Consider the following 26,965-nt stretch of genomic DNA (forward strand, 5'->3'; position numbering starts at 1 on the left):
AAAAATGGTGTTTTTACCATGGATGAAAACAATAAATATAAATAAAAAAATAGATGATTATTACATAGAAAACGATTTTTTTCGTTAAAATGCATAAAAAATATATGTTTTTAATGGATAAAAGAAACAAAATCCTTGTTAAATAATTATTTATTATTGCTTTTCATACACCGCTGTAGTATACTAACGCCATAAAAATATATTACATAGCAATTAATATATTTTAAATCAATTCTATTAAATTCAAAAATAAGTAAGAGGAGGATTATAACATGAGAAGGATGAAAAAAGTTTTATGCATGGCAATGGCGGTGGGTATGACTGTCTCATCTCTGGCCGCCTGCAAAAGCAGTCCGTCAGGGGCGTCCAAAGCTTCTGCTGCAGGGGAAACTCAGGCAGGAGCCCAGTCAACAGCAACCGGTACTCCGATTAAGGTGGGAGTATCCAACATGGTAACAGGCCCTATGGCGGCTGGAGGACTTCGTATGAAGCAGGCAGTGACCATGGCTTTTGAAGAAATCAATGCCAAAGGAGGCGTACTGGGAGGAAGACCTTTGGAGATGGTTCTGGTTGATGATACAGGAACTCCCACAGGTGCGGTGAATGCGGTCAATAAGATCCTGGGAGAGAATGTTTCCGTGGCCATTGGTCCCCATACTTCACCTATGGCATCTGCAACTCAGGAATTGTATCGGAAGGCAGGAGTTCCTTTCATCAGCGCAGCCACCTCACCGAAGCTTTTAGAGGCACAGAATCCATACTTTTTCCGTATATCCGTTTCAGACGGGGCTGTTGGACCGGCTATGGTGGAGTTTGCCAAGGAACAGTTTAGTGCCGGAAAGGTAGGCGCCCTCTATGATACCGATGATTACGGTGTGGCAGCCGACAATGCCACGAAGCTGTATTGCGAAAAGAATGGGATTGAGTATTACTCAGAAGGCTTTACATCAGGGGATAAGGACTTAACTTCCCAGCTTTCCAAGATCAAGGGCTGGGGACCGGATGTTATCTTTGATTTTTCCCATGATGCAGAAGCAGCTTTGATTGTGCGCCAGTTGGACGAGCTTGGTATGGGAGATCTTCCCCATGTTGGACCTAATGCCCTGGCCCAGTCCCAGACCTATGATTTATGCGATGCAAAACAGTTGGAAGGAACTTATGCATCTACTGATTTCTATGCGGACCAGACCAATGAGACCATGAAGAAATTCCTGGATGATTTTAAGGCACGCTGGGGAGCAGATGTGGAACGTTATGCAGCCATGTATTATACTGCAGCTTACTTAACGGCCGATGCCATTGAACGGGCCGGCTCCGATAAACCGGAAGATATCCGCAAGGCTCTTTCTGAAACAAAGGATTTTAATGCTGTATTTGGCAAGCTTAATTGCTCTGAGCAGGGAGAGATGAATACCAACCTTTATATTCTGGAGTTTAACGGAGAAAAGAATATGTCTGTAACCAAGCAGGTATCCTTAGACTGATGATATAAGGTGAATGAACGGCACCTGGCGGCTTAAAACGGCTGCCGGGTGCAAATAACGAGGAGGTACTACATATGCAGGTATTTGTACAGCTTCTCATTACCGGTATTGCCATGGGCTTTATCTATGCTCTGGTAGGTATTGAGTACACTCTTATCTGGAACGCAACAGGATTATTGAATTTCAGTCATGATAAGTTCATCTTATTTGGAGCTTATATGTTTGCCGGTACCTATGTGTTAGGTCTTGGGCTTCCGCCGGTATTGGCGATTCTTTTTACTGTACTTACCATGTTTCTGTTAGGAATGGTCAGCGCATTTGCGCTTTTTAATCCGCTCAGCAAGCTTTCCACCAATTTATTTGCCGTAATCGGAACGGTGATCCTTGGCAGGATCATGATAGAGTCGGTCCGTCTGATCTGGGGTCCTCTTCCCTTTACACTGGACAATTTTTTAAGAGGATCCATTCACTTTGGTTCTGTGGTAGTATCAAAGGCCCATCTGGTGATTATTGTGGTGTGTTCCCTGATTACCGCTGGTCTGCAGATTTTCTTTAAAGCGACCAAGACCGGAAAAGCCATGCGCTGTGTATCAGAAAATAAAACGGCGGCCTCCTTAATGGGAATCAATGTTCCCATGAACATCGCTTTTACCATTGGCTTATCGGCTGTTATCTGTGCCACCATCGGAATCCTGGTAATTCCAATATTCAATGTGGAGCTTCAAATGTCCTCCATGATCGGTTTAAAAGGCTTTGCCTCCGGTGTCATCGGTGGTTTTGGCTACCTTCCGGGAGCGATTGTGGGCGGTATCCTTCTGGGACTTGTTGAAATCTTTGGAAGTATGCTGATTCCGTCAGTTTATAAAGACTGTTTGTCATTTGTACTGTTAATTATCTTCTTGTTGGTGAGGCCGTCAGGAATTCTGGGAAATAAGAGATAAGCGAGGAGGAAAGCAATGAAAATAAATAAATCATCGGCATTAATTGCAGTAGCTGCAATTGCTCTGGCAGCAATCCTACCCATGTTTATTTCCAATAACTATCATCTGAATCTGATGATCCAGGTGCTGATTAATATCATTATCGTAGTGGGACTTAATTTCATAACCGGCCTTACGGGTCAGATGAATCTGGGAACAGCCGGTATTTTCTCTATGGGAGCATATACGTCTTCCCTGCTGGCTACGAGACTTGGGATCAATCCATGGATCTGCTTAATAGCAGCCGTGGGCATGGGATTTTTAATAGGAATGGGTCTTGGCTATCCTTCCTTAAGGGTATCCGGAGTATATTTAGCTCTTACCACCATTGGCTTTTCAGAAATAGTCCGCATTTTGATGACTAATCTGACAGGTCTCACAGGAGGAGCATTGGGTGTAACGGGAATTCCGGCCTTTTCCATACTGGGCCACAAATTCCAGACAAATAAAGAAATTTATTATCTCTATCTGGTGATAGCAGTAATCCTTATTTTCAACGCATACAGGATTGTTAATTCCAAATGGGGGCGGGCTTTCCTGGCAGTTAAGGATAATCCGGATGCGGTGGAAGCAGGAGGGATCAACATTGCGTCCATTAAGATTCTGGCGTTTACCCTTGCAGCCGTCTATGCAACAGTGGCAGGAAGTCTTTATGCCCATTACGTTGGGTTCATTAATCCCAGTGCATATAACCTGGAGTATTCCATTAACTACGTTGTCATGCTGGTGATCGGAGGATTAGGCTCTGTGCCCGGCAATGTTCTGGGGGCCATTCTGGTCACTCTGGTACCGGAATTTTTAAGATTCATGGAAAATTACTACTGGCTGGTATTTTCAATTATCACTCTGCTGTTTGTCATCTTTATGCCAAATGGGATGGTTTCTCTATTTAAGGGAAAGAAGAGGGCGGCAAAAACAGGGAAAGGAGAGCAGGCAAATGGCTGATAACAGAGAAGGAAAATCTATTTTAACCTTAAACCATGTAACAAAACGCTTCTCCGGACTGGTAGCGGTAAATGATCTGTCTCTGGATATGAAGGAACGCACCATCCATGCTTTGATCGGTCCGAATGGAGCAGGCAAGTCAACTGCTATAAACATGATCACCGGTCTCTTGCCGCTGACAGAGGGCGAGATTTACCATGAGAACACGAAAATAAGTGGTATGAGCGCCCATGAAATTGCCCAAACCAGTTGCAGCCGGACGTTCCAGAACTTAAAATTATACCGTTCCATGACAGTGAAGGAAAACTTAATGATGGGAAATATGTCAGACCGGAAGCAGGGCTTTGTGCCTTTTCTGTTTGATATTAAGAACGCTTACAAAGAAGAGAAGCTGATGAATGAAAAGGCGGATCAGATTCTGGAGTTTATGGGATTAAAGGATCTGGCAGAAGAATATCCGTCCAATATGCCTTACGGCAAACAGAAACTTACGGAGCTTGCCAGGTCTCTCATGTCAGACCCAGGACTGCTGTTCTTAGATGAACCGGCCGCAGGGCTGAATCCTTCCGAGCGTGTGGAATTTGTAAATATTATGCTAAAGGTGTTTGATTCCGGCATTGATATTTTCCTCATCGAGCACAATATGGATGTTATCATGAATATCAGCAATTACATTACCGTCATTAACTTTGGCGCAAAAATTGCCGAAGGCACACCGGAAGAAATACAGCAGGATCCGGTGGTGATCAAGGCGTATTTAGGCGACCGGTATAAACAGAATATGGCAAGGGGGGCTGCAAATGCTTAAGATCAATGGCATTGACGTATATTATGGCAAGGTTCAGGCTCTGTTTGACGTATCCATTGAAGTGGGAGACAAGGAAATCGTATCCATCATCGGAGCCAACGGGGCAGGAAAGACTACCCTGATGAAGTCCATTATGGGAATTAATAAGCCGAAAAAGGGTACCATCGAATACAACGGCCAGGTCATAAGCGGTCTCCCTCCCCATAAAGTGGTAAGTAAAAAAATTGTTTATATTCCGGAGGGCCGGGAAATTTTCCCCAATATGACTGTTCAGGAAAATTTAGAAATGGGTGCCTATTCTGTAAAGATGTCAAAAGTGGAAATGGAACGGCATCTGGAAGAACAGTACGACATTTTTCCAAGATTAAAGGAACGGGCAAAACAAAAAGCCGGTTCCATGTCAGGCGGCGAACAGCAGATGCTGGCCATTGCAAGAGGGCTTATGTCAGACCCACAGCTTTTGATGCTGGATGAGCCCAGTCTTGGCCTTGCACCGGTAATTGTGGATGACATGTTTGATGTAATTGTCCGGGTGAACAAGGTGAGAAATATACCCATTGCAATCGTGGAGCAGAATGCATTTATGGCCATGTCCATATCTGACAGGACTTATGTACTGGAAGTGGGTAACCTGGTTACCTGTGGAGAAAGCAAAGCATTGATGGATTCGGATGAGATCAAAAAAGCCTATCTGGGAGGCTGATGGCTTGCTGTTATTGACATAATTTATGGAGGTAAAGGAATATGCGCGCTATCTATTTAGAAGAACCGTGGAAGGTTGCATGTATTGACATTGAAAAACCGGAGCCAAAAGAAGGACAGGCTCTTATAAAAGTACGGGCCGCAGGGATTTGTGGAAGCGATATAGGCGCTTTCCGGGGAACCAATCCTCTGGTATCCTATCCAAGGATCATCGGCCATGAGGTTGTGGGTGAGGTAATATCCATTCCGGAGGGCAACAAGAATGGAATCAAGGCAGGAGACCATGTGATTGTAGATCCCTATCTCTTTTGCGGAGACTGCTACCCCTGTTCCATTGGGCGTACCAATTGCTGTACCGATTTAAAGGTGTTGGGAGTCCATGTAGAGGGAGGAATGTCTGACTATATGGTACATCCGGCAGATATGCTGTGGAAGCTTCCAAAAGATATGCCATGGGACATTGCACCTATGGCAGAACCTCTTACCATCGCCCTTCATGGCATTCACCGGGGCGGCTTAAAGAAAGGGGAACATGTGGCTATTATAGGGGCCGGTCCCATAGGTCTTCTGGCAGCCATGTCAGCTCTTGCTTATGAGGCAGTGCCTATTGTCATTGACGTTGTGGCAGAGCGCCTTTCTTTTGCAAGAGAGCTGGGAGTAAACTATACGATTCATTCAGCAGAAGAAAACCTCACAGAAAAGGTGCTGGAATATACAAACGGACGTATGGCAGAGCTTGTCATGGAGTGTTCCGGTGCCAACCCGGCAGTCCGTTCCGCTCTGGACATTACTGCCAACGCAGGCCGGATTACGTTTACCGGATGGCCGAAAAAGGAGACTCCGCTCCCTACTGATATGATCACGAGAAAGGAAATTGATATCCGCGGAGCCCGTACCAGTGCCAATGAATTTGAAGAAGCCATTGAGCTGATCCATACAGGCAGGGTAGATGTGAGAAAAATACTGACCAAAACCGTTACAATGGAAGAAACTCCGGCAGTGATCACTGATATTGAGGAAAACTCCGGTAATTATATGAAGGTGAACGTAATGCTGTGACAAATGGCAGGTTGAAATTGTTATACAGAAAAAATGATTGTTGACAAATGAGTCATTAGAACGTATAATTGTCTGGATCACAGACATGAGTGTCTGATTTATAATTGAATAGCTTCATTAAGAGGGAGTAGTTTAAATGCATCATCAACATCCTGACTGTCATAGGGCAGCCTGGTGGTGCATACCAGATAATGGTTACCAGACTTTTAATGTATTTACTCTGAACATTTGATTTTTTCAGAATAAATGCATTGAAAGTCTTTTTCTTTCCCTTTTTGGGGCAATAATAAATCAGAGAGATCATAACAGTACATGTTGATGCAGGCTGTCCTATTGGGATGGCAGAATGGAGGAAAGTTTGAAAGACTGGTATCAGAAAACAGAAGAGGAAGTTTTACAAGAGCTTCATACATCAAAGGAAGGGCTGAAGGAAGAGGAGGCTGCCGGGCTTCTTGCCAGCAAGGGAGAAAATGTCCTGGAGGAAGGTAAGAAAAAAAGCACTCTTCAGGTATTTGCCGAGCAGTTCCGTGATCTGCTGGTGGTCATTCTGATTGCAGCGGCTGTTATTTCCATGCTTTCTGGAAATGTGGAAAGCACCATCGTTATTGTGGCGGTTATTGTGTTAAACGCAATTCTTGGAACGGTGCAGCATGAAAAGGCGCAAAAGTCCCTGGCAAGCTTAAAATCCTTATCATCGCCCACGGCCAAGGTGATCCGGAGCGGACAAAAGATCGAGATTCCTTCACGAGGCGTGGTTCCGGGAGATATCCTGCTTTTGGAAGCCGGAGATATGGTAGTGGCTGACGGAAGGATCATTAATAATTACTCTCTTCAGGTCAATGAAAGTTCCTTGACCGGAGAATCCACCAATGTGGATAAAGAGGAGGGGACCCTTGGACCAGAAGCTCCCCTGGCAGACCGGACCAATATGGTTTATTCCGGAAGCCTGGTTACTTACGGCAGGGCGGTTGTGGCTGTTACCGGAACCGGAATGGAGACGGAGATCGGAAAGATCGCCAGCCTGATGAACGCCACGAAGGAGAAGAAAACGCCTTTGCAGGTCAGCCTGGATCAGTTTTCCAGCCGCCTTGCCATGGTCATCATGGTGATCTGCGCCATGGTGTTCCTGTTAAGCATTTACCGTAAAATGCCCCTTCTGGATTCCCTGATGTTTGCTGTGGCCCTTGCAGTTGCAGCCATTCCGGAAGCCTTAAGCTCCATCGTAACCATTGTACAGGCAATGGGGACCCAGCGGATGGCCAGGGAAAATGCTATCATCAAGGAATTAAAGGCAGTGGAAAGCCTGGGCTGCGTTTCCGTCATCTGTTCCGATAAGACCGGAACCCTGACCCAGAATAAGATGACTGTACAGGAAATTTATGTGGACGGTAAAGTCTGTCAGCCGGATGAGTTAGACCTTCGCAGCCAGCTTCACCGTTACCTGCTTTATGATGCGCTGCTGACCAATGATTCCTCTATTGTGGAAGGAAAGGGGATCGGAGATCCTACGGAGTATGCCCTTCTTGAAATGGCGGGAAAAATCAGCTTAAGCCATGATCTCATCAGGGAAATGATGCACCGCTTAGAAGAGCTTCCCTTTGATTCCGACCGGAAGCTGATGAGCACCAAATACCAGCTTCATGGGGTTCCTACCATACTGACAAAGGGGGCGGTGGATGTATTGCTGTACCGGACCACCCATATCCGTACCTCTGAGGGAGTCAGGGAGCTGACAGAAAAGGACAGGGAGGAGATCTTTGACCAGAACATGAGATTTTCAGAGAATGGGCTTCGGGTGCTTGCCTTTGCCTATAAGGAAGTGGAGGAAGACCATGTGCTTTCCTTAAACTCTGAAAACGGCTTTATTTTCCTGGGGCTGGTTTCCATGGTGGATCCGCCGAGAGAAGAGTCCAAGGAAGCGGTAGCCGATGCCAAGCGGGCAGGGATCCGGCCGGTAATGATCACCGGAGACCATAAGATCACCGCAACCGCCATAGCAAAGCAGATCGGGATCTTTGAAACGGGAGATATGGCTGTAACCGGGGCAGAATTAGATGCCATGACCGATGATGAGCTGGATTTGAATATTATAAAGACCTCCGTATACGCCAGAGTGTCGCCGGAAAATAAGATCCGCATTGTGGACGCATGGCAGCGGCGGGGAAATGTTGTTTCCATGACTGGAGACGGAGTCAATGATGCTCCTGCCTTAAAGAAGGCTGATATTGGAGTGGCAATGGGAATCACCGGAACAGAGGTTTCCAAGGATGCCGCTTCCATGATCCTGGCAGATGATAATTTCGCAACCATTATAAAGGCAGTTGCCAACGGCCGTAACGTGTACCGGAACATAAAAAATGCCATTCAGTTTTTGCTTTCCGGCAATATGGCGGGAATCCTTTCCGTTCTTTATACATCCATTGTGGCTCTTCCCATCCCATTTGCTCCGGTTCATCTGCTGTTCATTAACCTGCTAACGGACTCCCTTCCGGCAATCGCCATTGGCATGGAACCTGCGGAGCACGGCCTGCTTAACAGGAAGCCAAGAGATCCAAAAGAGGGAATCCTGACTAAAGAATTTTTGATCAAAATACTGGTGCAGGGTGGGCTGATCGCCGCATGTACCATGACGGCCTTCCATATTGGCTTAAGGCAGGGCAGTGCATCCACAGCCAGCACCATGGCTTTCTGCACCTTGACCCTTTCCCGTCTGTTTCATGGATTTAACTGCAGAAGCCGCCACTCTATTTTCAGGCTGGGCTTTAAAACCAACTGGTACAGCCTGGGAGCATTCCTTGCAGGGGTTTCCCTGTTAAGTCTTGTCATGTTTGTACCTGTTCTTGAAAGGCTGTTTTCCGTAACGCCCCTTTCAGGAGGACAGATCGGAATCGTATATGGCCTTGCAGTCATCCCTACGGTAATCATACAGTTTACAAAGGTCATAAAGGAAAACAGGAAATAATTTCTTGAAAAAAAAGAGGTTCAACCGAAAAAAAGTGTTGAACCTCTTTTTTAAAAATGATAAAATACTCCAGTAAATAAAAATTAAATATTGGAGAAAGGACGACACATGACAGGACAACCTTCATTTAAAGTAAGAAATTGCGGACCGCTGTCCAGGCGGACGAAATTCCAGATTCTTGCCCTGGTGCCGATTTATTTTATTGTTGCAGGCTTCTTTTTGCAGCCGTTTGATGGAATTTGGAGAGGTATTATTACGATTGTCAGGGAGCCAGATTTCCTGATTACGGATTATGTTGCTATTGGCGGAATAGGAGCAGCGTTTGTCAACGCGGGTGTATTAACTTTATTAAGTATTGCAATTGTGTATTTTCTTGGTATGGAGATGAGCGGCCATACTATAACCTCATGCTTTCTTATGTTTGGTTTTTCCCTTTTCGGAAAAAATATCATGAATATATGGGCTATCATGATGGGAATTTGCCTGTATTCTTATTATCACAAAACTTCCATAACACGTTATATCTATGTTGGCTTTTACGGGACTTCTTTGTCCCCGATCATCACTCAGATCATGCAGATCGGTAATCTGCATTTGGCATCCAGGCTGATTCTGAGCATCTTAGTTGGATTGGCAATTGGATTTGTACTTCCGCCCCTGTCCACTCATACCCACTATGCCCACAAGGGGTATTCCCTTTATAATGTGGGTTTTTCCGCCGGTATCATTGCTGTTGTCATAGTCTCTCTGATGAAATCCTTTGGAATTAACATAGAGGAAAGGCTGATCTGGTCTGAGGGCAACAATGTGATTTTTGCAAGGCTGCTTCTGTTTTTGTTCTTTGGTATGATAATTTTTGCATTTCTGCTGTCAGAGAATGTTGGAAGGCGTTATCTGGACATACTAAAAACCTATGGCCTCAGCGGCACGGATTATGTAAAAAGTGAGGGATTTGCGCCTACTCTTCTTAATATGGGGATCAACGGTGTGGTATCAACCCTGATCCTTGTCATGATAGGAGGAGCTTTAAACGGACCTACCATTGGAGGGCTATTCACCATTGTAGGCTTCAGCGCAACGGGAAAGCATATTCGAAACATTTTACCCATTATGATGGGAGTCATTCTAGGAGGGTTGGTCCAGAACTGGAGCATTACGGATCCCAGTGCCCTTCTGGCCCTTTTATTGTCAACAACCCTTGCGCCTATTGCAGGTGAGTTCGGCGTTGCTGCGGGCATTATAGCCGGATTTCTTCATTCTGCCGCAGCTCTGAATGTAGGCATTGTTTACGGCGGTATGAACCTTTATAACAATGGCTTTGCAGGAGGTCTCATGGCCACCTTCCTGGTGCCGGTGCTCCAGTCCATCCGGGACAGACAGGCCCATGCACATGTTCATGATTCCTTATAGTTTCATGAGAAACGGAGGCTGGAACAGAATAAAACTTAAGAACAGGAAGATCTTGAAATGTTGTATCAGATAAAGGATGGGACAGTTACTGCCGGGAGCAGCCTGATCCTGTCACATATTGATTTTGGAATACATGGCAGGGAAAAAATAGCGGTGGTAGGAAACAATGGAGCCGGAAAAACCACACTTTTAAGGCTTATAGCCGGGGAATTGGACTTAGACCGGGATGATAAGCGGGAAGGCCCCGGCATCACCAGTTCCAGAAAACTGACCATAGGATACTTAAAACAGCAGGCGTTTGAGGATAAGGGCAGGACAGTAGAAGAAGAGCTGCTGTTCTCCTGTCCTTTTAGAGATTCCTTTGCCATGGAGCGGTTTGAATATGAACGGGAATATGATACCCTGTTTACCGGGTTTGGATTTACAAAGGAAGATAAAAAGAAAAGCCTTTCCCAGTTTTCCGGCGGGGAGCAGACGAAGATTGCCCTGATCCGCCATTTGCTGCAAAAGCCGGATATCCTGCTTTTAGACGAGCCTACCAACCATCTGGATATCCAGGCAGCGGAGTGGCTGGAGCAGTATATGAGGCAGTATGAAAAGGCAGTGGTGATGGTATCCCATGACCGCTTTTTTCTGGACCAGACGGCATCGGTGGTATATGAGCTGTCGGGAAAGAGACTTATGAGGTATCCCGGCAATTATACCCATTACCGGGAAGAGAAAAGGAAGGCGGTACGCATACAGACAAAAGCCTATGAGCGGCATCAGGAGGAGCTGAAACGCTTAAATGATCTGGTGGAGCGGTTTAAGCATAAGCCAAATAAGGCCGCATTTGCCAGGGCAAAAAGAAAGGCAATGGAACGGCTGGGGCAGGCAGAAAAACCGGCAGAGGATGATATCCACATATTCACAGGTGCTTTGGAGCCTGCTTTTTTAGGAAGCAAATGGGTCTTTGAAGCAGAACACTTGAAAATCGGATATGACCGTCCCCTTTTGGAACTGTCCATGAGGATCCGCAGAGGACAGAAAATAGGGATCCTTGGTCCCAACGGGGCAGGAAAGAGCACTTTTTTAAAAACGGTGGCAGGTCTTATTCCTCCGGTTTCCGGGGCGCATTCCCTGGGAAACCAGATTACCATGGGCTATTTTGACCAGCATTCTTCGGAAATTGATTCTGATAAATCCGTTGCAGGCCATTTCCATGATCTTTTCCCCTCTTTGACGGAAAAAGAGGTCCGCAGCATTTTGGGAGCATACCTGTTTGGGGGAAAGGAGGCCGAAAAACGGGTAAGCTTCCTTTCCGGCGGGGAAAAGGCAAGGCTTGTCCTGGCGGAGCTTTTGCAGAGCAGGCCCAATTTCCTGATCCTGGATGAACCCACCAACCACATGGACATCAGGGCAAAGGAAACCCTGGAATCCGCATTCCGGGCTTATACAGGAACCATTTTATTTGTATCCCATGACCGTTACTTTTTAAGCCGGGTGGCAGAATCGGTTCTCATATTTGAAAACCAGTCCGCCTTTTACTATCCCTTTGGCTATGAGCATTATCTGGAACGCTGCAGAAAGGCAGAAAAGGGAGAGGGGATTGCAGCGCAGATCAGGGCGGAGGAACAGGCCCTGATCGCCGGAATGCGGGGAGTCCCAAAGGCAGAAAGGCACCGGCTAAGAGAGATACCGGTGGAGGAAGCGTATCTGGATTGGAAGCTTGGGCTGGTTCTGGAGCGGCTTTTGCCCGCAAGGGACCGGGTGATGAAATTAACTGTCTCTATAGAGGAGATGGAGGAACGGTGGCTGGAATCGGAAAGCTTCTGGAAGGGTGAGGAGTGGAAGGAATCCGGTTCCTATGAGGAGAGGAAGGAAGAACTTCAAAAGGCATGGGCAGATTGGCATGAACTATGCCTGGAATGGTTTGATACGGCTTATGAGGAAGGGCTGTAAAGAGAAAGAGATGTAAAAAGAAGCGCAGGACATTGGAGGCTGATCCGCCAATGTCCTGCGTTTTTTATGTAATTTAAGATTGTTTTCCTTAATCAATACTTACCGGAATAGTCATAGGTTGATGCTGTTCTTGCATAAAATTCCGGTTCATGGTTTTTGATAGAAGGAACGTACTCTTCATGAAAATCTACCTGTTCTCCGTTTAATTTGAATTTTCTGACTTCCTGCTGCAGAGTCTGGGACTGAGCGGTCAGCTCCTCACTGGAAGCAGAACTTTCTTCTGCGGTAGCTGCATTTGTCTGTATTACGGCAGATACCTGTGACAGGCCCTGGTTGATCTGTTCCATTGCTGTCACCTGCTGGGAAGAAGCGGTTTCGATCTCCTGGATCGTCTGTTCCACAAGTCTTGATTTTTCCCCTACTTCCCGAAGGATCCTTGCGGCATCGGCTGCCATCTGCTTGCCCTCGTTAACGGCTTCCACGGAATGGACGATGAGATTTGCCGTTTCTTTGGCCGCTTCCGCAGATTTGGTGGCAAGGTTTCGCACTTCATCTGCTACCACTGCAAATCCCTTTCCCGCACTTCCGGCACGGGCAGCTTCAATGGCGGCATTTAATGCAAGAATATTTGTCTGGAAGGCGATATCTTCAATCACTTTGGTGATGTTGGAAATTTCTTCGGAAGCTGCGCTGATCTTATTCATGGAGGTATTCAGGTTTTGCATGTGGGTATTGCTTTCAATAACTCCGGCTCCGTTCTGTTCCACGTATGAAGATGCCAAACGGACATTATCCGCATTCTGACCGGCCTGTATGGCGACTGTGGTAATGGCGGCGTTAAGCTCCTCAACAGTTGCTGCCTGTTCCGTAGATCCGGAGGCCAGGGCCTGGGCTGCAGAGGATACCTGCTCTGCGCCGGTATTTACCTGATCGGCTGCAGTGCTTATAAGAAGCAGAGTCCGGTTAAGATCCTTTTCAATCTTACGAAGGGCAAGACCAAGGATATCTTCTTCGGAACGGAGAGGAACTTCCTGGGTAAAATCACCGTTGCTGATTTTTTCGGCAATGAGCACCTGACTCCTGATGCCTTCCAGCATGGAAGTAAAGGCAGAGGCAAGCTGGCCTGTTTCATCCTTGGAATTGATATTCTGCAGGTCCACATCCACATGTCCAAGGGCGATTTTATCAGCGGCTTTTACCACATGTCCGATGGGCAGGCTGATCATGCGGGCAATCCGGGAGCCCAGGAATATGGCAAAGGCTGTTCCGGCTGCAACGATGCTGCAAAGGATAACGGTCAGGATGATGGCGGTTGAATCATTGGTTTTACTGGTCTGGTGGGCAACTTCCATCCGGATCTCCGTCATTCTGTCAAAATTGTCAAATATCTTCTGGATCTTGTCCTTATCCTGATCAAAAGCGGTCAATGCCGTGTTCTTAGACCCCTGCTTGGCTGCGTTTAAGCATCTTTGTATAGAGGGATCAAAAGAATCTGTAAACAGTTGGATTGACTCATCCATCAAAGAAAGGGCTTCTTCATTTTTGATGCTGGCCCGGTATGTGGCGGAGCCGTTAAGAAAGTTGTTCTTTGCTTCAGCATAGCTTTGTTCCAGGGTCTCTAATTCCGTTGTGTCACCGGCATGGATGACCATGGCATTGGAATCTGCACGAAGCTGATACAGATTTTTAGTGGCAAAGAACAGGTCTTTCATGGGAGCTGTCTGCTCTTTGTACAAAATGGTATCCATTCTGTTGATGCGGGACATGCCCAAAATGCCCGTGATGCCGATTACAAGCATAATCAATACCATGCTGAGAAAGGCTGTAAGCAGCTTTCTGGTAATACTGTAATCTCTGAATTTCTTCATATTGATAACCTCCTAGTTTTTCATCAGTTCTTATGTATAATCGCTTCAATCTGGTCTGCCATGTTCCTCAAAACACCAACGGGTGTATACACATCACAACGTCTGAGGCTCCGTGTTCCGTATACCATAGGAATCAATATTTTATGAACATCGGTGAATATCAGTTACAAAAAGGCCATTTTATCCATTTTTAGGCAAATATCGACATTGTTCATTATATAATACAAGATTATTGTTTGTCAATGGAAAGAAAAAGCCTGTTAAAGATAGAATTTAAATTCATTTTAATAGAAAATAAAAAGCATTTTAGATAAATTTTTAACATTTATCGTCAAAAAATGACATCATGAAAAAAAGAGGCATTTGTTTTGGCTGTTGTGCAATATGTACATGACAAATGTCATATTGCACATTACAATAGTAATAAATGCATAAAAAATATTGACTTTTTCTTTGGAATTGTTATGATGAATACAGAGAGAGGGGGTAAAACATGAATTATCAGGAAGGGAAGAAGAAAGTTGTGGTGGCCGGACATATTTCCCTGGACATTACGCCGGTTTTTAAAAACAGCGGCGGTCAGAAGTTTTCCGCGCTTTTACGGCCTGGAAAGCTCCTGCGGGTAGGAAAGGCACAGGTATCCACAGGCGGGGCTGTCTCCAATACGGGGCTGGGGCTTCATGCCCTGGGAGGCGACGTACTTTTAATGGCAAAGGTGGGAAAGGATGATTTCGGCTTGATCTTAAAGGAAAAGATCAGGCAAAGCGGCTGTGAGAGCAGCATTCCGGAAATGGAGGGGGAATCCACCTCCTATACGGTGGTCATAGCTCCAAAGGGATTTGACCGGTTTTTTCTCCATGATCCCGGATGCAATGATACGTTTTGCTGCAATGATGTGGATTTTGAGCAGATGTCCGGGGCGTCCCACTTTCATTTTGGATACCCTACGCTGATGCGCAGATTTTACCAGAATGACGGAGAAGAATTGGTTGATCTTTTCCGGCGGGTCAAGGAGCTTTCCCTTACCACATCCCTGGATTTAACAGCAGTGGATCCTGAATCAGAGGCGGCCGGATGTGACTGGGAGAAGATCCTGGCGTCTGTGCTTCCTTATGTGGATTTCTTTGTCCCCAGCATTGAAGAACTGGGGTACATGCTTGACAGGGACTTATATGACAAATGGCAGGAAAAAGCGGGAGGGGATGACATTACATCAATCCTTTCCTTAAATGAGGATGTGAAGGTCCTTGCGGACCGGGCGTTAAAGCTGGGAGCCAAAGCCGTATTGCTGAAATGCGGGGCAGCCGGCATGTATTTAAAGACCGGGCCGGAGCATTTTATGGAAGGCTGGGGCGGTATTGCCTGTTTTCAGAACAGCTTTGTGCCCCATAAGATCCTGTCGGCCACCGGAGCAGGAGATACCAGCATTGCCGCATTTATAAAGGCCATGCTGGATGGGTTAAGGCCGGAGGAATGCCTGGAGCTTGCGGCGGCAACAGGGGCTTCCTGTGTGACGGAGTATGATGCCATCAGCGGACTTCTGCCCTTTGAGGCTCTTAAGGAAAAGATACAAAAGGGATGGGAACAACAGAAAATTATCCATCCATAAAAAAATCATAATAATCAGGAGGAAAAAGATATGCTGATCACAATGAAGGCCATTTTAGAACTGGCGGATGCAAAAAACATAGCAATAGGGGCATTTAACATCACTTCCCTGGAGGGGATACAGGCAGTGCTTCAGGCTTCCGAAGAATTAAACCAGCCGGTAATTCTCCAATTTGCCCCTGTACACGAAGCCATCATCCCTATGTCGGTCATAGGTCCTATTATGATCATGATGGCAGAAAGGTCTACGGTGCCGGTAGCGGTGCATCTGGACCATGGGGACGATTTAAACATGCTGAAAAAGGCACTGGATATGGGATTTACTTCGGTCATGTATGACGGCTCTGCCCTGTCCTTTGAGGAGAATGTGGCCAATACCAGGATCGCTGTTGAAATGGCGGAAGCCTATGGGGCCTCTGTGGAAGCGGAGATCGGCGCCATGGGAAGACAGGAATTTTCAAGCATTGGGGAAGGAGAAGAGGGAGAAGCCACGGAAGGCTGCTATACGGATCCGGAGCAGGCAGAGGAATTTGCGGAAGTCACGGGAATTGATGCCCTGGCATGCTCCTTTGGCACCGTACACGGGCTTTACCTGACGGAACCAAAGCTGGATTTTGACCGGATCAGCCAGATCAGCCGCCGGACCGGACTTCCCATTGTCATGCACGGAGGCTCCGGGGTCAGTGACCAGGACTTTCATAAATGCATTGAAAACGGCGTCCGCAAGATCAATTACTATACATATTTAGCCAAAACAGGCGGGATGCATGTAAGGGAAAAGGCCATGGAAGCAGAAGGATACGTATTTTACCATGATGTGACCTTATGGGGGATCGAGGCCATGAAAAAGGATGTGCTTCATACCATAAAGGTATTTTCCAATCTGGAATAAGGAAGGGTCAGGAGGTCCTAAATGAAACGTTCAGAAATTAACAGGGCATTAAGGGATATGGAGGAGATGGCAAAGGCATGGGGCTTTGCCCTTCCTCCCTTCTGCGGCTTTACTCCGGAAGAGTGGAAGGAAAAGGGACATGACTATGATGAGATCCGTGACAATATGCTGGGCTGGGACATTACGGATTTTGGGATGGGTGACTTTGACAAGGCAGGCTTTTCCCTGATCACTTTGCGAAACGGCAATGTGAAGATGGAGAAGTATCCAAAGACTTATGCGGAAAAGCTGCTTTATATTAAGGAAGGCCAGTCCGCAGCCATGCATTTTCACTGGAATAAAATGGAGGATATCATCAACCGTGGCGGAGGGAATGTGCTGATCCGTGTTTACCAGTCCGCTCCTGACGGGGAATTTGCGGAAACTGATGTGACCATTCACAGCGATGGGCGGGAATACAAGGTGCCTGGGGGGACCCAGGTCAAGCTGTGTCCAGGGGAAAGCATTACCATATATCCTTATTTATACCATGATTTTGAACTGGAGCCGGGAACAGGTCCTGTTCTTTTGGGAGAGGTGTCCATGTGCAATGATGACAATGGGGACAACCGTTTTTACCTGCCTGCCGGGCGTTTTCCGGAGATTGAAGAGGATGAACCTCCCTATCGGCTTCTTTGCAACGAATATCCGGCGGCTAAATGAGAGTGTGGGTTCCAATAATATTTTATGGAAGATCAATATCTTTGCAAGAGGGGCATAAAGATATTACAATTGTCACATAAAACTCATTACATTGTGCACATGTTTTAAAAATAAACTCATGATATGATAAAAATGTAGCAAATACAACAAACAAAAAGTGTACAAGGAGGAAGTGACATGAAAAAAAGCACAAAAAAATTAGCCGCAATGCTGATTTGTGCAGCTCTTGCAGGAGTTTCCCTGGCGGGGTGCAGCAATGGGGAGCCTGAGACAAAAGCGCCTGAAACAACGGCAGCCGCCACTACGGCAGCAGAAACAGCAGCAGCAGCCACCACTGCAGAGACCAAGGCAGCAGTCAAAGCTGACTCTGGCGCCAATATGGCTGATGCAAATGTAAAGAAGAAAGACCCAAGCAAACATTACAAATTCGGATATACCTGTATGGATGGAACCAACCCGTTCTTCGTTACCATTGAAAAGACCATGCGGGAAATGGTTGAGGCCCAGGGCGACGAGCTTATTTCCGTTGACCCGGCAAATGATGTAACTCTTCAGATTACACAGGTGGAAGACTTGATTTCCCAGAAGATCGATGCCATGTTCATGAACCCGGCTGAGGCAGAAGGAATTCTTCCGGCTCTGGACCAGTTAAAAGAGGCAAATGTTCCCATTGTAGGCTTTGATACGGAAGTGGCTGACTTGTCCTATCTGATTTCTTATACAGGATCCGATAACTATAACGCCGGATTCGTATGCGGCGAAGACCTGGTTAAGAAATGCCCGGACGGCGGAGACATTATCGTGCTGGATTCCCCTACCATGAATTCCGTAACCGACAGAACCAATGGTTTCCTGGATGCCATCAAGGGACATAACTTTAACATCGTGGCCCAGCAGGATGCAAAGGGGAATCTGCAGGTTGCCATGGGCATTGCAGAAGACCTTCTTCAGGCACACGGCGATGTAGTTGCTATTTTCGGCGGCAACGACCCCACAGCACTTGGCGCTCTGGCAGCAGCCAATGCAGCAGGCATTAAGGAATGCAAGATTTACGGTGTAGACGGTTCTCCTGATATCAAGGCAGAAATGGCTTCCGGCGATTCCCTCATTGAAGGCAGCGGCGCACAGTCACCGGTTAAGATCGCACAGTCTGCAGTAAATATTATGTATTCTTATTTAAATGGCGATAAAGTAGATGACCGTTATCCGGTAGAAACCTTCCTGATCACATCTGATAATGTAAAGGACTACGGGACAGACGGCTGGCAGTAAGAACGTGTTGCGGAGGGCGTCTCAAAACAGGAGAAACATTGGGTTTGGGACGCCTTTCCGGCGCTTTTTAACGGTAAATCCCAAAAGGCAAAGCAAAAGTGAGAACAGGCAGGTGAGTTTATGAGCGAAAAGATTCTGCTTCAGATGAAAAATATCCATAAATCCTTCCCAGGAGTAAATGCCCTCCAGGGAGTGGATTTAGAACTCCGTACCGGTGAGGTCCATGCGCTTCTTGGGGAGAACGGAGCCGGCAAGTCAACCTTAATAAAGGTTTTAGGCGGCATTTACATAGCGGAAGAGGGGGAAGTTTTCATTGATGGCCAGAAGGTGATCATTGATGGGGTAAATACTTCCCATGCAAACGGGATCTCCATCATCCATCAGGAGCTGGTACTGGTTCCTCATATGACCGTAGCGGAGAATATTTTTCTGGGACGGGAGCCTGGAAAGGGTGGCTGGATCAATCACGATGCCATGGAAAAGGAAGCTAAGAAACTACTGGATGCCTATCATATGAATATTGATGCAGTAGCGCTTGTGAAAGATTTAACCATTGCCCAGCAGCAGATGGTGGAAATTGTAAAGGCCATCTCCTATAATTCCAGGATCCTTGTTATGGATGAGCCAACCTCCTCCATTTCAGATAAGGAAGTGGAATTCTTGTTTGAGACCATGCGGACGCTGACAAAGAAAGGCGTAGGGATCATTTACATTTCCCACAAAATGGATGAACTGGAGCAGATTTGCGACAGAGTGACCGTATTGCGGGATGGTGCATTTGTAGGAACAGAAGTGGTTAAGGATACCACCAGAGATAAGCTGATTGCCATGATGGTTGGCCGGGAGCTGACCAAGTATTATACCCGTGATTATAGTAAACCAGGTGAAGTGGTATTAAAATGTGAAAATATTGCAGACGGAAAGATGGTAAAGGGAGCCAGTTTTGAACTGCATAAAGGAGAAATCATTGGATTTGCAGGACTTGTGGGAGCGGGGCGCAGTGAAGCCATGAAATGCATCTTCGGCCTTACCCCCGGCTTTACGGGAGAGATTTTCGTGGAAGGCAGGGAAGTGAAGATCAAATCCCCTGTTGATGCCATGAAATACGGGATCGCCCTGGTGCCGGAGGACAGGAAGCAGGAGGGGCTTTACAAGGTGCAGACGGTCCGTTTTAACTCTACCATTGAAGTGCTTAAATCCTTTATAAAAGGAATCTGGGTGGATGCCAATAAGGAAGAGAAGATCACCCAGGAATATATTGATATGATGGATACCAGAACGCCCTCCCAGGAGCAGTTGATCGGAAACTTATCAGGAGGAAACCAGCAGAAGGTCATGATCGGCAGATGGCTTGCAACCTCTCCCAAGATCCTGATTCTTGACGAGCCCACCAGAGGCGTGGACGTAGGGGCAAAATCAGAAATCTACGGAATCATGAATGAGCTGGTAAAGGATGGGGTGTCCATCATCATGATTTCCTCGGAGCTGCCGGAGATTTTAAATATGAGCGACCGGGTTTATGTCATGTGCGACGGCAGGGTCACAGGATGCTTCAGCCATGAGGAATGCGTCACCCAGGAACAGATCATGAAGCTGGCTGCAAAGTAGGAAAGAAGGGGAAAATCAAATGACAACAAGACTTCAAAAAAATGTGAAACAATACTTGAGAGATAATATCGGCATTATCGGGGCGTTGCTGATCCTGTGTATTTTCTTATCCATATTTCCAAAGACCAGCGGTGCCTTCCTGACCCATAAGAATATGTTCAATGTCCTAAGGCAGATTTCGTCAAACCTGTTTCTGGCCTGCGGCATGACCATGGTCATTATTTTGGGAGGAATTGATCTTTCCGTAGGCTCTATCATAGCTTTGTCCGGCTGTGTGGCGGCAGGCTGTGTGGCCCGCTATAACCTTCCCATATTTGCAGCTATCATCATCGGCGTTCTCATCGGTATGGCGGTGGGAATGATGAACGGCGTGGTTATTTCAAAGACTACCATCCCTCCCTTTATCGTGACCCTTGCCACCATGAACGTGGCAAAAGGTCTGGCCTATGTGTATACAGGCGGTTCCCCGGTACGGGTGGTCACCAAGGCGTGGCAGTTTCTGGGCGCCGGTTATATCGGCGGAATCCCAACACCTGTCATACTTTTGGTATTTGTTCTGCTCATAACGGCAATTATTATGAATAAGACAAAGCTGGGGCGGCACATCTATGCGGTGGGCGGCAATTCCCAGGCAGCGAAATTCTCCGGCATCAGTACGGCAAGGGTAAAGCTGTTGGTACATACCTATTCCGGTATCATGGCCGGCCTTGCCGGTGTGGTATTAGCTTCCCGTATGTACTCCGGGCAGCCTACGGCAGGTGACGGTGCGGAAATGGATGCCATTGCAGCGGTGGTAGTAGGCGGCACCTCCATGGCAGGCGGTTCCGGCAAGATCGGCGGAACCATTATCGGCGGCCTTATCATCGGTGTTTTAAACAACGGCCTGAACCTGATGAATGTCAATTCCTTCTGGCAGTATGTGGTGAAGGGCATCGTCATTCTTCTGGCAGTGTTCATCGACTATCTGAGAAACAAAAAAAAGGATTAGAATTACGTCCTTGCCAAAAGCGTTTCCTTAACAGAGAGACGCTTTTTGTGGTATACTATCCACGAAAGCAATGAGCAGTACGAAACAGGACAGGGGAAGATTTTCGTTGCGCCTGCACATAAGAAAATCTTGCCATGGCCTGCTTCACAGGGCGAATGCCCGTGAGCGGGCGAATCCTACGGATTCGTCCGCTGCACTGCGGACTAACGGTACAATAAATAAACCAAATTGGGAAGTGAAAAGCATGAAGGCGAGAACAGGATTATTCTTTCTAACCATTGGAATACTGGCTTTGTTGCCTGGCTGCAACGGGAATAAGGGGGAGCCTAAGCAGCATGAAACCCTTCTTTTCGGGGCGACCTATATGACCAGGAATAACCCTTATTTTGATGTGCTGAACCAGGGAATCGAAGAGGTGGTAGAAGCCAATGGGGACATTCTTCTCACCAGGGATCCCCTTCAGGACCAGGGGAAACAGAATGAACAGATCCAGGAGCTGATCGATGAGGGAATCTGTATGCTGTTTTTAAACCCTGTGGACTGGGAGGCGGTTTCCCCTGCCCTTGAAGCATGCAAAAAGGCGGGAATTGCGGTCATTAATGTGGATACCGTGGTAAAAGAGAGGGATTCAGTCATATCTATCATAGAGACGGATAATTACCAGGCAGGTCAGCTTTGCGCCCTGGATATGATGAAGAGGAAGAAATCTGCCAATATTGTGATTTTGGACAACCCCATACAGATGTCCATCACCTACCGTTCCCAGGGATTTACCGATGCCATCGCAGGCAATGACAACTACCGGGTGGTGTACCGCCATGCGGCCGGCGGGGAAATTGAGGTATCCTCCAAAGTGGTGGAAGAGATTCTGGGGAGAAACATTGACTTTGACGTTATTCTGGGAGGCAATGATCCTACTGCCCTGGGAGCTCTGGCGGCTTTGCAGCAGGCCAGGAGGGAGGAGGGGGTCCTGATCTACGGGATCGACGGTTCCCCTGATTTCAAGGCCATTCTGGATATGGGCTATGTGACCGGAACCAGCGCCCAAAGCCCCAAGTCCATCGGCAGGGTTGCGGCTGAAACGGCATACCGGTATCTGGCAGGGGAGACGGTGGAAAAATACATCAGCCTGCCCAGTACCCTGATCACAAAGGACAATCTTGATAATTACGAAATTGACGGCTGGCAGTAGGTAGAGAGATGGAAGAGAAAAAATTTAACAGCCGGATCGGTCTTCTTCAGGTGGGGATCCTGGCCTTAAACATGATATCGGTTATGGGAATCAGCATTTTTATTTACTGGACCATTGAAAAAATCCGAAGGGCATACGCTGCAAGAGAATTCTTAAACGAGATCCAGGCCATTGTCTGGTATCCTTATGCGAAGATCTGGCTCTGCGCCCTTTTATTGGTGCTGCTTACCTTAAGCATGGTGATCCGGGACCGTTTGTTTCCCAATAACAGCAAGGTCATCCTCACCAGCCTGGTGGCGGATTTCCTCATCTGCTTTGGGATCATCATCCTTTTGAATTTTAATTATAACGGGATCCTGCTCCTGGTATTTTCCAACGTCATTATGTATGTGAAAAACGGAAAATCCAGGTATATCCTGGCTGCCGTAGCAATCGGAAGCTTTATTCTGGCCGATTATGAGCTTTTGTCCATTTCCTACGGCCTGTATTCTATCCAGGATTATATTTCCTATTACAGCGCTTCGGTGCAGCAGTACCTTTTAAGCGTGTATAATATTTTAATATCCTTAAATGTTATTTTGTTTGTTGTATACTGTGTTAACATCATCAACGAACAGCAGGGAAATCTAGATGAGATCCATGGGCTTAATGAAAAGCTTCAGGAGGTCAACGAACAGCTTCAAAAATATTCCCTTATGGCAGAAAAAATGGCTGAGACAAGGGAGAGAAACCGCCTGGCCAGGGAGATCCATGATACCCTGGGCCATACCCTGACCGGGATTGCTGCAGGGATCGACGCCTGTCTTGCCATCATCGGGACGTCGCCGGATCAGACAAAAAAGCAGCTTGAGCAGATTTCCAAGGTCACCAGGGATGGAATAAAGGATATCCGCCGTTCGGTAAGCGAATTAAGGCCCGATGCCCTGGAGCGATTCAGCCTGGAATATGCCATCAACAAGATGGTCACGGATATTAATGGGGTTTCGGAAACAAGGGTCTATTTTGACTGCAAGGTCCAGAACTTGAAGTTTGATGAAGACGAGGAAAATGCCATTTACCGGGTGGTTCAGGAAGGGATCACCAATGCCATCCGCCACGGACATGCCAGGGAGATATGGATCACCATAAAAAGGGAGAATCAGGACATCCTGATCCAGATCAAGGACAACGGAATCGGCTGCGAGGAAATGAAAAACGGCTTCGGCACGAAGCACATGAAAGAGCGGATCAGGATGTTAAGCGGAGCTGTGACATTTGATGGAAGCAATGGGTTTATCGTCAATGCAAGGATACCGATTCGGAGGGGGGAGACCTATGATTAAAGTATTGATCGCAGATGATCAGGAGTTGATCCGCCAGAGCCTGCAGATCGTGTTAAACAGCAGGCAGGACATGGCGGTGACTGATGTGGCCGCAGACGGCCAGGAAGTGATCCGGTGCGTAAGGAAGAACGTGCCGGATGTGATTTTAATGGATGTGCGGATGCCCAAAATGGACGGAGTGCAGTGCACGAAGATCATAAAGGAAAGCTATCCCCAGATCAAGATCATCATACTGACTACCTTTGATGATGACGAATACGTGTATAACGCTTTAAAATACGGGGCAAGCGGATATATGCTAAAGGGCGTTTCCATGGAGGAGCTGGTAGGCGCCATAACCACGGTTTACAATGGCTGGGCAATGATCAATCCGGACATTGCGGCAAAGGTGCTGCGTTTCTTTTCCCAGATGGCCCAGGCGGATGATACCATATCTGTCAAGGAAAAACACATGGAGGAATTGACCAGGACCGAATGGAAGATCATCGCCCAGGTGGAGAAGGGGGCCAGCAACAAAGAGATTGCAAAAACCTTGAACCTTTCTGAAGGAACGGTCCGCAATTATTTGAGCACGATCTTGAACAAGCTGGATTTAAGGGACAGGACTCAGCTTGCCATATGGGCTGTTCAGACCAATGTGAGAAAACGGGTAGAGACTTAATAAAGGCAAGGGGAAAACAGAAGAGCAGCAGAAACAGAAAACTGAAATAAATAGAAAACAATAACAAATCAAAGACAAAGGGGAAGCGGGAATGGGGAAGTGGAAAAAGCGTCTTTGCATCAGTACCGTCATAGCCGCACTGATAACGGGGGCCTTGATTTACCGCAGTCAGAACAGGGAAATAATTCTGGAATTCGGCATGTTCACGGGAAGCAACTGGGATGTGGCCAGTGCCAACAGCTTTAAGATCATAGACAAGGCAATCAAGGGTTTTGAAGAGTCCCATCCAAATGTGAAGATCCATTATTACAGCGGGATCGCAAAGGAGGACTATTCCGAATGGTGCGCCCGAAAGCTTTTGGAGGGGAAGATGCCGGATGTGTTCATGATACCGGATTCGGACTTTGACAAGTTCACTTCCCTGGGAGTTATGAAGGATTTAGATGAAATGATGGCAGGAGATGCCGGATTTCATAAAGAAGATTTTTTTACCACGGCCTTAAATACAGGCCGGCGCAACGGACGCCAGTATGCCCTGCCCTACGAAACAGTCCCGACTCTCATGTTTGTAAACAAGTCCCTGCTGGCCAAGGAGAGAATCCAGATGCCCAAGGAAGACTGGACCTGGGAGGATATGTATGAAATATGCAGAAAGGTGACAAAGGACACGGACAAGGACGGACTTCTGGATCAGTTTGGTACTTATAATTATAGCTGGCGGGATGCATTTTACACCAGCGGAGGTAAGCTGTATGACGAGAACCAGGACCAGCTTTCCTTTACAGACAGCCGGGTATTGGATGCCATCAAATATATCAAGCGTCTCAACGACTTAAACCAGGGCCAGAGTGTCACTCAGGAAGATTTTAATGAGGGAAGGGTAGCCTTCATGCCTTTGACCTTTGCGGAATACCGCACCTACAAGACCTATCCCTACCGGATCAAGAAATACACCAGATTTCAATGGGACTGCATCACCTTTCCTGCCGGGAGAGAAGGGGAAAACATATCAAAGGTGGAGGCCCTTTTGATGGGGATCAACAGCAAAACAAAGCATGATAAACTGGCCTGGGAATTTTTAAAGCAGTTGACTTACGCGGAAGAGATGCAGATGGATGTGTACCTGTATTCCCAGGGAGTTCCGGCTTTAAAAAGCGTGGCTTCCTCTAAGGAAGGGGCGGATATCATACAGGAAGATATGGATGAGGGGGAACAGGTAATCAGCAGCACTCTGCTGTATAATGTGATAGAGAATGGCATCATTGAGCCTAAACTTCTGCAGTATCAGCAGGTCATGAATCTGGCTGACGGAGAGGTATCCAAGATCTTGCAGGAAAATAAAAACGTTGACAGCAGCATGAAGATATTTCAGAGGACGGTCAGCAAGTATTTGCAGCAGCAGAGATGAAGGCACTGTTATTCACAAATATTATAAATAAACAGTACTATACCATATAGAGAGTAAACGACTTATGAATTTACCCATAGATGGAGGTTATTTTATAATGAATAAGCAATGTGACTGCTGCAAACCCGAAATTCTTAAAAAAACTAACAGCGCCCATTTATCATACAGTACCACAGATTCTCTCACAATTCCGGAAGGAACAAGTGTGGGAACTTCTTTTACCATTACTTCCCTGACGGTTGGTAATTCTCACGGGCGGCATTCAACCGTTCGATTAAACTTTTCAAGCAACCTGGTTACAGATGCATCAATTGCATCTGTCAGCTTTCAGATATTCAAACAATGCCCAGAGCAGATAGCCCCTATACCCGTAGGTTCAGTCTGGAACTACTCAAGAATATTGATAACAAGCGAAAGTACGACATTTTCATTTAAGGCATGTGACGATATTTGTGGTGAATGCTGCGTCTATTATGTTGTTGTAACAGTGTTTGCCGCTGCCACGACAGGCCTGATTTCCATTAATAATGCCAAATTAAGTGCATTGGTTATAATGGATGGTTGTTCATTTGACAAACAACTGTACTGCGGCAAAGATGAATGTCAATCCCATTGCAACAGCCGCTGCAGCAAACCATCTTCCGTGACTTTTTCAAAATGCAGTTCTCCATTAAATGTTTCGGTAGCCGGAGAAACACCGGCCGGAGAGACCTATATACTTGCATCCTTAAATGTAAATGCCGGAAAATTTAATCATCCATGCATTGAGCTGGAATTTGCCACTAATACTATTTTTTCTGGATCTCTTTTAATTGCCTTTATACAGATATACAAGCAATGTGATTGTCAAATGGCTCCGATCCCAATCGGTCCAGTATGGTTAGTGGATCATTCGCTGCCAGAATTTGATTATTACACTTTTTCCTTCCACACTCATGACTGTTTGGATCAGAGGGATGGCTGCTGTAATTATTATGCATTGCTCACCGTTCAGTTTGCACCCGGTGTGATAGCAACACTGTTCAATAATTCCACACTTAGCGCTACCATTGTTGATCGTGTATGTTAGTTAAAAATTAATTCAGGTGCCAGCCAAAAAAGAGTGTCTTAAAAGTCATTAGGTTTAAAAATATAAACCGGCTTTTAAGACACT

Annotated in this window: 21 protein-coding genes; 20 read left to right on the forward strand and 1 reads right to left on the reverse strand. The window is 46.5% G+C overall.

Features of this window, described 5'->3' with window-relative positions; translation table 11 throughout:
- Positions 1-272 precede the first annotated feature (272 nt).
- The 9 genes from ACYVD3_RS20090 to ACYVD3_RS20130 all read left to right on the forward strand — a co-directional run bounded on the left by ACYVD3_RS20090 (position 273) and on the right by ACYVD3_RS20130 (position 12,291).
- A complete protein-coding gene (locus ACYVD3_RS20090) occupies positions 273-1,484 on the forward strand; it encodes an ABC transporter substrate-binding protein (protein WP_460644269.1) in 1,212 nt (403 codons plus the stop codon).
- Between the two features lie 74 nt (positions 1,485-1,558).
- Complete coding sequence (locus tag ACYVD3_RS20095) at positions 1,559-2,425, forward strand: branched-chain amino acid ABC transporter permease (RefSeq protein WP_460644270.1); 867 nt, start codon at positions 1,559-1,561, stop codon at positions 2,423-2,425.
- A 15-nt stretch (positions 2,426-2,440) separates the two neighbouring features.
- A complete protein-coding gene (locus ACYVD3_RS20100; RefSeq protein WP_460644271.1) occupies positions 2,441-3,409 on the forward strand; it encodes a branched-chain amino acid ABC transporter permease in 969 nt (322 codons plus the stop codon).
- A complete protein-coding gene (locus tag ACYVD3_RS20105) occupies positions 3,402-4,217 on the forward strand; it encodes an ABC transporter ATP-binding protein (RefSeq protein WP_460644272.1) in 816 nt (271 codons plus the stop codon). The genes ACYVD3_RS20100 and ACYVD3_RS20105 overlap by 8 nt, the downstream gene beginning before the upstream one ends.
- On the forward strand, positions 4,210-4,920 hold the full coding sequence (locus ACYVD3_RS20110) for an ABC transporter ATP-binding protein (RefSeq protein ID WP_460644273.1): 711 nt from the start codon (positions 4,210-4,212) through the stop codon (positions 4,918-4,920). Before ACYVD3_RS20105 ends, ACYVD3_RS20110 begins: the two co-directional genes overlap by 8 nt.
- 41 nt (positions 4,921-4,961) lie before the next feature.
- The gene (locus tag ACYVD3_RS20115; RefSeq protein WP_460644274.1) at positions 4,962-5,978 is read left to right on the forward strand and encodes a zinc-dependent alcohol dehydrogenase; all 1,017 of its coding nucleotides are present in this window, start codon (positions 4,962-4,964) and stop codon (positions 5,976-5,978) included.
- Between the two features lie 358 nt (positions 5,979-6,336).
- The gene (locus ACYVD3_RS20120) at positions 6,337-8,940 is read left to right on the forward strand and encodes a cation-translocating P-type ATPase (RefSeq protein WP_460644361.1); all 2,604 of its coding nucleotides are present in this window, start codon (positions 6,337-6,339) and stop codon (positions 8,938-8,940) included.
- 108 nt (positions 8,941-9,048) lie between these two features.
- Positions 9,049-10,350 (forward strand): DUF1576 domain-containing protein, encoded by a 1,302-nt coding sequence (locus tag ACYVD3_RS20125; RefSeq protein ID WP_460644275.1) that lies wholly within the window; start codon positions 9,049-9,051, stop codon positions 10,348-10,350.
- Between the two features lie 57 nt (positions 10,351-10,407).
- Entirely contained in the window at positions 10,408-12,291 is a 1,884-nt protein-coding gene (locus ACYVD3_RS20130; RefSeq protein ID WP_460644276.1) for an ABC-F family ATP-binding cassette domain-containing protein, read from the forward strand.
- Between the two features lie 92 nt (positions 12,292-12,383).
- On the opposite strand, the gene ACYVD3_RS20135 is transcribed toward ACYVD3_RS20130, so the two are convergent.
- Positions 12,384-14,159 (reverse strand): methyl-accepting chemotaxis protein, encoded by a 1,776-nt coding sequence (locus ACYVD3_RS20135; RefSeq protein ID WP_460644277.1) that lies wholly within the window; start codon positions 14,157-14,159, stop codon positions 12,384-12,386.
- A 493-nt stretch (positions 14,160-14,652) separates the two neighbouring features.
- On the opposite strand from ACYVD3_RS20135, the gene ACYVD3_RS20140 reads away from it, so the two are divergent.
- The 11 genes from ACYVD3_RS20140 to ACYVD3_RS20190 all read left to right on the forward strand — a co-directional run bounded on the left by ACYVD3_RS20140 (position 14,653) and on the right by ACYVD3_RS20190 (position 26,881).
- Positions 14,653-15,768 (forward strand): carbohydrate kinase family protein, encoded by a 1,116-nt coding sequence (locus ACYVD3_RS20140; protein WP_460644278.1) that lies wholly within the window; start codon positions 14,653-14,655, stop codon positions 15,766-15,768.
- A 30-nt stretch (positions 15,769-15,798) separates the two neighbouring features.
- Positions 15,799-16,659, forward strand: a complete 861-nt coding sequence (locus tag ACYVD3_RS20145) for a class II fructose-bisphosphate aldolase (RefSeq protein WP_460644279.1) — start codon at positions 15,799-15,801, stop codon at positions 16,657-16,659.
- Positions 16,660-16,680: 21 nt separating this feature from the next.
- Positions 16,681-17,361 carry a D-lyxose/D-mannose family sugar isomerase gene (locus ACYVD3_RS20150; protein ID WP_460644280.1) on the forward strand — a complete coding sequence of 227 codons (681 nt, stop codon included), beginning with the start codon at positions 16,681-16,683 and terminating at the stop codon, positions 17,359-17,361.
- A gap of 177 nt (positions 17,362-17,538) precedes the next feature.
- Positions 17,539-18,633, forward strand: coding sequence for a substrate-binding domain-containing protein (locus ACYVD3_RS20155; protein WP_460644281.1), 1,095 nt, complete (start codon positions 17,539-17,541; stop codon positions 18,631-18,633).
- A gap of 120 nt (positions 18,634-18,753) precedes the next feature.
- Entirely contained in the window at positions 18,754-20,241 is a 1,488-nt protein-coding gene (locus ACYVD3_RS20160; protein WP_460644282.1) for a sugar ABC transporter ATP-binding protein, read from the forward strand.
- A gap of 19 nt (positions 20,242-20,260) precedes the next feature.
- The gene (locus tag ACYVD3_RS20165) at positions 20,261-21,229 is read left to right on the forward strand and encodes an ABC transporter permease (RefSeq protein ID WP_460644283.1); all 969 of its coding nucleotides are present in this window, start codon (positions 20,261-20,263) and stop codon (positions 21,227-21,229) included.
- Between the two features lie 244 nt (positions 21,230-21,473).
- Positions 21,474-22,421, forward strand: a complete 948-nt coding sequence (locus tag ACYVD3_RS20170) for a substrate-binding domain-containing protein (RefSeq protein WP_460644284.1) — start codon at positions 21,474-21,476, stop codon at positions 22,419-22,421.
- Between the two features lie 8 nt (positions 22,422-22,429).
- Positions 22,430-23,743 (forward strand): sensor histidine kinase, encoded by a 1,314-nt coding sequence (locus ACYVD3_RS20175; protein WP_460644285.1) that lies wholly within the window; start codon positions 22,430-22,432, stop codon positions 23,741-23,743.
- Entirely contained in the window at positions 23,736-24,404 is a 669-nt protein-coding gene (locus tag ACYVD3_RS20180) for a response regulator transcription factor (RefSeq protein WP_460644286.1), read from the forward strand. The genes ACYVD3_RS20175 and ACYVD3_RS20180 overlap by 8 nt, the downstream gene beginning before the upstream one ends.
- Before the next feature lie 91 nt (positions 24,405-24,495).
- Positions 24,496-25,812, forward strand: a complete 1,317-nt coding sequence (locus ACYVD3_RS20185) for an ABC transporter substrate-binding protein (RefSeq protein ID WP_460644287.1) — start codon at positions 24,496-24,498, stop codon at positions 25,810-25,812.
- 97 nt (positions 25,813-25,909) lie between these two features.
- Positions 25,910-26,881 (forward strand): DUF4489 domain-containing protein, encoded by a 972-nt coding sequence (locus ACYVD3_RS20190; RefSeq protein WP_460644288.1) that lies wholly within the window; start codon positions 25,910-25,912, stop codon positions 26,879-26,881.
- Positions 26,882-26,965: the final 84 nt, after the last annotated feature.

Source organism: Lacrimispora brassicae (assembly GCF_054772055.1).